Below are 7083 nucleotides of genomic sequence, written 5' to 3' on the forward strand. Positions count from 1 at the left end.
GGCTGGCGGGGGCGATCTTCCCTTCTTCGCGTCCGCTCCTATTGATGGGGCGTCCGGGGTGCCGGGGAGTCAGGGGTGGTCCAGATGACGTCCCAATCGCAGCCGGCGCCCGATGCCGCCGGCGCCCAGGTCCTCGTGGTCATGGGCGTCTCGGGCTCCGGGAAGAGCACCGTGGCGGCGCTGATCGCCGAGAAGCTCGGCTGGATCTTCGTGGATGGCGACAGCTTCCACACGCCGGAACACGTGGCAAAGATGCAGGCGGGTCACGCCCTCGACGACGCGGATCGCGCGCCGTGGCTGGCCCGGATCGCGGCCTGGATCCGCCAGCGTCTCGCGGCCGGGGAATCAGGCGTCGTCGTCTGCTCGGCCCTGCGCCGGGCCTACCGGAACGTCCTGATCCAGGGCAGCCGGCGGGTGCGCCTCGTCTATCTGGACGGCGACAAGGCCCTGATCGCGCGGCGCCTCGCCGGGCGCCAGGGCCACTTCATGGCGCCGCAGCTCCTCGACAGCCAGTTCGCCGTCCTGGAGGTTCCCGGCCCCGACGAGCATCCGATCGCGGTCGGGATCCTCGAACCGCCCGGGGCGATCGCCGACCGGGTCGTGGCGGAGCTCGCCGCGGAGGCGCGCGGGACAGCGAGAAAGGGTCTGACGCGATGACCACGGAATCCGGCAAGGCCGCGGGGATCGCGCTGGTGATCTCGGACGTCGACGGCACCCTGGTCACCGGCGACAAGCGCCTGACCGCGGCGACGGTGACGGCCGTGCGGCGGCTGCGCGCGGCCGGGATCGGGTTCAGCATCGCGTCGGCGCGGCCGCCGATCGGGCTGCGGAGCCTCGTCGCCGAACTCGATCTCGACCTGCCGATGGGCGCGTTCAACGGCGCGAGCGTGGTCCGGCCGGACCTGTCGGCACTCGAGGAGCGCACCATCCCGGAGGCAGCGGCCCGGTCGGCGCTCGACCGGCTCCTGGCCGAGGGGCTCGACGTCTGGGTCTTCACCGGAGGCGCGTGGTGCCTGCGCGATCCGGCCGGCCCCTACACCGACCTCGAGCGCCGCACGATCGGGACGGAGCCGCGTGTCGTGGCCGATCTCGGGACCCTCATGGGAAGCGCCGCCAAGATCGTCGGCGTCAGCCGCGACCCCGCTCATCTCGCTGCCTGCGAGGCGCGGATCGGCGCAGCCCTGGCGGACCGCGCCACCGTCCACCGCTCGCAGCCCTACTACCTCGACGTGACGCCTCCCCATCTCGACAAGGGCCGGTTCGTCGCATGGATGAGCGCGCATCTCGCCATCCCGCCCGAGCGGATCGCCACCTTCGGCGACGCCGGCAACGATCGTCCGATGTTCGCGCAGAGCGGCTTCTCGGTGGCCATGGGCAATGCCGAGGCGGCCGTGAAGGCGGCCGCGCGCGCCGTCACGGACGGCAATGACGCGGACGGCTTCGCCCGCGGGGTCGAGCGCTTCATCCTGCCCTGAAAGGCGGAGAGCGTCCGCTCGCCCCCCCGAGGATTGCCCCGCCGAGCCCTCCACAGGGCGCAGGCCTGTGGCGTGCGGATCACAGACGCCGCCGACACCCCGGCCGCCCACAGGCTGCCGAACCGGGGCCGCTTTCCGGCCTCATTTGCCCGCGACCTAGCTTGACCAGAGAACAAGCAGCACCGGGTCTCGGAATGCATCGCCTAATCCTGGCCGCCGCCCTCGCGGTCGTGCCCGCCGTCGCCTTCGGGCAGGGCGCGCACGACAACATCGACGCGTTGATCGAGCAGCAGGCCAAGGCGAACGGCGTTCCGGCAAGCTTCGTCCACGCGGTGGTCAAGCGCGAGAGCAACTACAATCCGCGGGCCAAGGGCGGCAGTGCCCTGGGCCTGATGCAGATCAAGCACGCGACCGCGCGCAGCCTAGGCTACACCGGCGATGCCGCGGGCCTGTACGATCCGGCGACGAACCTGCGCTACGGCGTGGCCTACCTCGCAGGCGCCTACCGCACCGCCCAGGGCAATATCTCCCAGGCCTACCAATACTACAATCGCGGCTACTACTACGCGGCCAAGCGCCAGGGCATCTCCACCGAGGTCGCCGCGGTGGTGGCGCCCGTGGCGGCTTCGGCCAGCGCCCTGGCGAGCCTGTTCGGCGGCGGCGCCGCCGACACACGGACCGCAGCCGCTTCGGCCCTGGCCTACGCACCGACCCCGACCGCGGTGGCGGAGACACCGACCGAGTCGGTCGAGGTGCCGCTGCCGCCCCGCCGCCCCGCCGCCCTGGCCGGCGCGACGATTCAGCTCGCCAGCCTGTCCATCGAGCCGGTCGCCGCGACCCCGGCCGCTCTCGCGCCGACGGCTTCGGCGACCGCGGCGCAGGCGGCAGAGGCCCCGGCCGTGGAGGTTCCGCTGCCGCCGCGCCGGCCCGCGGGCCTGGGCAGCGCGGTCGCGGGAACCGGCGCGTCCCCGGCGCAGATCGCGGAACTCCGCCTCTCGCCGCAGGCCACCGCCCCGATGCCCCTCGCCGCCGCACCGGCACCGGGGGCCGAGGCGACGGCCGAAGCGGTCGAGGTGCCGCTGCCACCGCGTCGTCCGTCGCTCCAGATGCTGGCCGCCGCGACGCCGCGGCGCGCGCCGTCCGCAGAGCCCGTGCGCGAGGCCGCGGCCCTGCCGTCCGAGTAGCATCGCCGCCCGCGAGCCCTCCGCTGGACCGGCCGTCTGCCCACACAAGGATCATGCCCAAGGCTTGACCATCGCACCGTTCCGCAACACATAAGCGCCACGCCAGCATAACGACTGGATCGGTACGGGACGGGCCGGCGCCGGCACACTGCGCCCGAACGCGCGTGGCGCACGAAAGCCCTCAGGGCAGGGAACGCCGGCCTTCGCGCGCATCTTCGGGCAGCCTCCTGTCCGGCCGGTACGGCGGGGCGCAATCGATCTCGAAGCGGCAGGCATGCAGGGCACGGACCCTGCTTTCGAGCTGGCAGGAAAGCGGACGACGCCATGACCGGCGTGGCTGAACAGGAATCTCTCTTTCTCACGGACCTCGGGCGCCGCGTCAGACACGCGCGCACCGTGCGCGGGCTGTCGCGCAAGGTCCTGTCGCAGACCTCGGGCTTGTCCGAGCGCTACATCGCGCAGCTGGAGGGTGGCCAGGGCAACGTCTCGATCATCCTGCTGCGGCGGGTGGCCAACGCCATGGGCGTGCGGCTGGACGACCTGATCACCGGCAACGACGCGCTGCCCGACTGGCCGGTGGTGCGCGACCTCCTGGCCCAGGCGAATCCGGACCAGATCCTCGCTGCCAAGGAGGCCCTGTCCGGCGGCAGCCGCCCCGAATCGAGCAACCGGCCGCGGGTGGCGCTGACCGGCCTGCGCGGCGCCGGCAAATCGACCCTGGGCAAGCTCGCGGCCGAGCGCCTGGGATGGACCTTCGTGGAGCTCAACGCCGAGATCGAGCGCGAGAACGCCCTCTCGGTCCAGGAGATCTTCGCGATCTACGGCCAGGAAGGCTATCGCCGGCTGGAGCAGGCGGCCCTGCGCCGCCTCACCGAGCATCCCGGGCCGCTCATCCTGGCGACGAGCGGCGGAATCGTCGCAGAGCCGCTGACCTACGACCTGCTGCTGCAGGCTTTCTACACGATCTGGCTGCGCGCCCGGCCGGAGGAGCACATGAGCCGCGTCCGCGAGCAGGGTCACTTGGCCACGACGGGCGACCATGCCTCGGCGATGCAGGAGTTGCGTGCCGTGCTGGCGAGCCGCGAGCCGCTCTATGCCCGAGCCCCCGCGACCGTGGACACGTCCAACATTCCTGTCCAGACGATGCTGGACCGGCTGACGGCGACGATCGAGGCGCGGTTCGGCCAGACCGTGCCGGCGGCGGGCTGAGCGAACCCGCTTCCCTGCGCTGACAGCCATGCGGGCAACGCCGCCGCCGCGCCGCGTCACCCCTTGATCGCCGCGATGCAGCGCACCACGCTAGGACCGGACCGGCGGCCCGACGATGGCCCGAAGGCAGGTCGGCCCGATACCGCCCGCGGCGGAGCGTCCACCCCGGTCGGGCAGGCGACGGGTCGGCACCGGCCGCCGCCACGCCCGACAGCGAGTTCGGAGTCTCGGACATGAGCGCCAGCCCCGCCTTCCATCGCGAGTCGCATGATCTCGCGGTCCTGGACCCGCTCTGGTCGCGGCTACGCGCCGAGGCGGAGGAGGTGCTGCGCACTGAGCCGCAGCTCGCCTCCTTCATCGTCGCGACGATCCTGAACCACACCACGCTGGAAGGCGCGGTGTCCCACCGGGTCGCGGCCCGGCTCGGGCACCCGTCGCTGCCGGCCGAACTCGTCGCCCATGCGTTCCACGAGGCAATCACCGAGGACCCGGCCATCGGACAGGCGCTCCGCGCCGACATCGGCGCAGTGATCGACCGCGATCCGGCGACCCTCAGGGCCATCGAACCCGTCCTGTACTTCAAGGGCTTCCACGCGCTCCAGGCCTACCGCCTCGCCCACCATGTCTGGGAGCGTGGCCGGCGCGACCTCGCCCTCTACCTCCAGAGCCGCATCTCGGAAGTGTTCCAGTGCGATATCCACCCGGCGGCGCGGATCGGGCGGGGCGTCTTCCTCGATCACGCCACCGGCCTCGTGGTCGGATCGACGGCCGTCGTCGAGGACGACGTCTCGATCCTCCACGCGGTGACCCTGGGTGGCACCGGCAAGCAGCGCGGCGACCGCCATCCCAAGATCCGCCGCGGCGTCATGATCGGAGCCGGCGCCAAGATCCTGGGCAACATCGAGGTGGGAGCCTGCGCCCGGGTGGCGGCGGGCTCGGTGGTGCTGCGCCCGGTCCCGCCCAACACGACGGTGGTCGGCGTCCCCGCCCGGGTGGTCGGCACCGCCGGCTGCGACGATCCGGCCCGGGCGATGGACCAGCTCGTCGCCCTCGACCAGTTCATCCACCTCGGCGACGGTATCTGAACCGCTTCGCCGCCGTGCTTGCCGCTCCGCCCGAGGCGTGGCAAGCCCTCGGCCATCCGCGGCGTCAGCGCCGCCAGGGGAGATCCAACAGCGTGACCAAAGCCGAGACCGCGAAGCTTCAGGATTACCTGCGCCGCAAGTTCGCGAACAACAATATCCGCCTGATGGCGATGAAGACCGGCGACTCCGCCGAGGTCTACATCGGCGAGGAGTCGATCGGTGTGATCGCCGACGACAAGGAAGACGGCGACGATTCCTTCGTTTTCCGGATGGCGATCCTCGACATCGATCTCGAAGAAGAAGCCTGAGGCACCCCAGCGGGACCGGCGGTTCCGGGTCGGGATCCGCCGCCCCGCACCTGTGCACGGATTAACGCTAACGCGGACTGGTGCTTAACAAGCGGTAAACGGCATGAGTAGACTGCGCGCAACCTGTATCAGGAGCGCGAATAATGGTTCTCACGCCAGCCACCCTCGAGTCGATCCGGACGCTGTGCATCGGGCTGGCGCTGTCGGGGCTCATCGCCAGCGCGTTCGAGCTGTTCGCGGCGCGCCGGGCAAGTTTCAGCCTGCTGGAGCGCGGCGGGCTGCCGGCGGTGGCGGCCCTTCCGATGCTGGCTTTCTCGGCGCCGTTCATCATCCTGCGCAACACGGTGCGCGGCCGGCGGATCGAGGGCCGGCCGATGCCGTTCGTCATGCTGGCGACCGTCATCGCCTGCGGGTGGGGCCTGCTCGCGGGCCGCGTCGCCCTCGACCTCGCGGCGATGCTGGTCGGCGCCTGACGGCACCTCAGGGCTCGGCGGTGGCGACCTGCGCGGCCCCGTCCCGGCCTTCGAGGGACACCCAGGCCTGGGTGTCCTGTCCGGCCCGCTTGATGAAGGTGTAGCCGGTCCGCCGCCAGGAGCGGATCGCGTCGGTCTTGTTGTCGAGGATGAAGTCGCCTCGATCCGTGCGGACGGTCAGCACCGCGTGGCCCTCGTTGGTCTCGTCGATCACCACGGTCATCAGCAGGGCACGCCGGGGAAGCCCGCGCTCCGCCAGCATCCGCCGCTTGAGGAGCTGATAGTCCTCGCAGTCCCCGAACCCGTCGTCGGGGAAGTCCCAGCGGTCCACGACGCCCCAATGCGCCTGATCGGTGATCGGCCGGATCCGCGCGTTCACCCGCCGATTGACGCTCTGCAGCGTCCGCCACATTGCCACGGTGAGCGGGATCGCCGCCGGCTCAGCGGTGTCGACGGCGCATTCCTGAGGTGTGCGGGCGCAGAAATCCGTCCAGCCGGCGATGGCATGGACTGCTCCGGTCGGTGCGGCGGCTGTCACCGGGTCGGGAAGCACCAGCCGGGCATGGGCATGGGTGGTGGCGCCGCCCATCGTCAGGATGGTCCCCACCAGGGCGAAACTCGCCGCTTGGCGCATTCGGCGCACCGCACCGGTCCAATCCCACCATTGAAGGGGGCCGAACACCTGACACGTGAACCCGCCATCCGCGTGCCGCATGGTCCAAGCCCCCGCCGCCCGATGATGACGGAAGGGTGACACGACCTCATGCAGCGCACAATGGGCAAAGGCGGGGTCAACAACGCGCCAGCCAGCCTACCGGTTCCGATTTAAGACTGTGTTGCATCCGCGGAGCTGCGACGCGGTTCATGCGTCGGGCGAATGGCCGCCTTGCGCGGTCACCGAAAGCCTTGATTCGCGTCAGCTTTGCCGGCTTGTCACAGGGACTCGCAGGCGGGATTCGCAGCGGGCGCGATCGTAATGCAGGAAGCCGGCCAGTCCGCAGCGTGATTGGGCCGCCCCTTGAAAGGACCCGTGATGCAGCCCGCCATCCAACAGGTGATCAGAGCGCTCGCCGAGGATGGCCGAGCCGGTGCGATCAACATCGCCGAGCACGCGGTGAATTCCTACCTCGCCGACGCACCGAGCGAGGGTGACCGGGCGCTGTCGCGGGACATCCTGGTGCGGGATCTCGCGAGCCTTCGGGGCGTCGCCCCGCATCTCGCGGCGTTCATCGGTCGGGTGGAAACCTACGTGTCGGGTCTCGCCCTGCCGTCTCTGAGCCGGGCGGCCTGAGCCACGCTCAGCGATTGGCGGTTGTGACCGGGGAGGTGACGCCGCCGAGGGAGACCCA

8 protein-coding genes and 1 pseudogene are annotated in these 7083 nt (G+C 71.1%); 8 read left to right on the forward strand and 1 reads right to left on the reverse strand.

What is annotated here, in order from left to right; genetic code table 11:
- Window positions 1-84: 84 nt before the first annotated feature.
- The 7 genes and pseudogenes from ACXJKQ_RS24515 (at window position 85) to ACXJKQ_RS24545 (ending at window position 5734) form a co-directional block, all read left to right on the forward strand.
- Complete coding sequence (locus ACXJKQ_RS24515; RefSeq protein WP_457108299.1) at window positions 85-657, forward strand: gluconokinase; 573 nt, start codon at window positions 85-87, stop codon at window positions 655-657.
- Window positions 654-1475 carry a Cof-type HAD-IIB family hydrolase gene (locus ACXJKQ_RS24520; protein ID WP_457108300.1) on the forward strand — a complete coding sequence of 274 codons (822 nt, stop codon included), beginning with the start codon at window positions 654-656 and terminating at the stop codon, window positions 1473-1475. Before ACXJKQ_RS24515 ends, ACXJKQ_RS24520 begins: the two co-directional genes overlap by 4 nt.
- A gap of 194 nt (window positions 1476-1669) precedes the next feature.
- A complete protein-coding gene (locus ACXJKQ_RS24525) occupies window positions 1670-2659 on the forward strand; it encodes a lytic transglycosylase domain-containing protein (protein WP_457108301.1) in 990 nt (329 codons plus the stop codon).
- Window positions 2660-2968: 309 nt separating this feature from the next.
- Window positions 2969-3868 (forward strand): annotated as a pseudogene (locus ACXJKQ_RS24530) (helix-turn-helix transcriptional regulator); the annotation flags it as partial.
- A gap of 233 nt (window positions 3869-4101) precedes the next feature.
- Window positions 4102-4953: a serine O-acetyltransferase gene (gene cysE, locus ACXJKQ_RS24535; protein ID WP_457108302.1), complete on the forward strand. Its 852-nt coding sequence runs from the start codon at window positions 4102-4104 to the stop codon at window positions 4951-4953.
- A 92-nt stretch (window positions 4954-5045) separates the two neighbouring features.
- Window positions 5046-5261, forward strand: a complete 216-nt coding sequence (locus ACXJKQ_RS24540; RefSeq protein WP_457108309.1) for a DUF3126 family protein — start codon at window positions 5046-5048, stop codon at window positions 5259-5261.
- A gap of 143 nt (window positions 5262-5404) precedes the next feature.
- Window positions 5405-5734, forward strand: a complete 330-nt coding sequence (locus ACXJKQ_RS24545; RefSeq protein ID WP_457108303.1) for a DUF6949 family protein — start codon at window positions 5405-5407, stop codon at window positions 5732-5734.
- Between the two features lie 7 nt (window positions 5735-5741).
- Here ACXJKQ_RS24545 and ACXJKQ_RS24550 read toward each other — a convergent pair whose 3' ends face one another.
- A complete protein-coding gene (locus tag ACXJKQ_RS24550; RefSeq protein WP_457108304.1) occupies window positions 5742-6449 on the reverse strand; it encodes a transglutaminase-like cysteine peptidase in 708 nt (235 codons plus the stop codon).
- Between the two features lie 318 nt (window positions 6450-6767).
- On the opposite strand from ACXJKQ_RS24550, the gene ACXJKQ_RS24555 reads away from it, so the two are divergent.
- On the forward strand, window positions 6768-7025 hold the full coding sequence (locus tag ACXJKQ_RS24555) for a hypothetical protein (RefSeq protein ID WP_457108305.1): 258 nt from the start codon (window positions 6768-6770) through the stop codon (window positions 7023-7025).
- The last annotated feature ends 58 nt before the right edge of the window (window positions 7026-7083 follow it).

The organism is Methylobacterium sp. P5_C11, assembly GCF_054049775.1.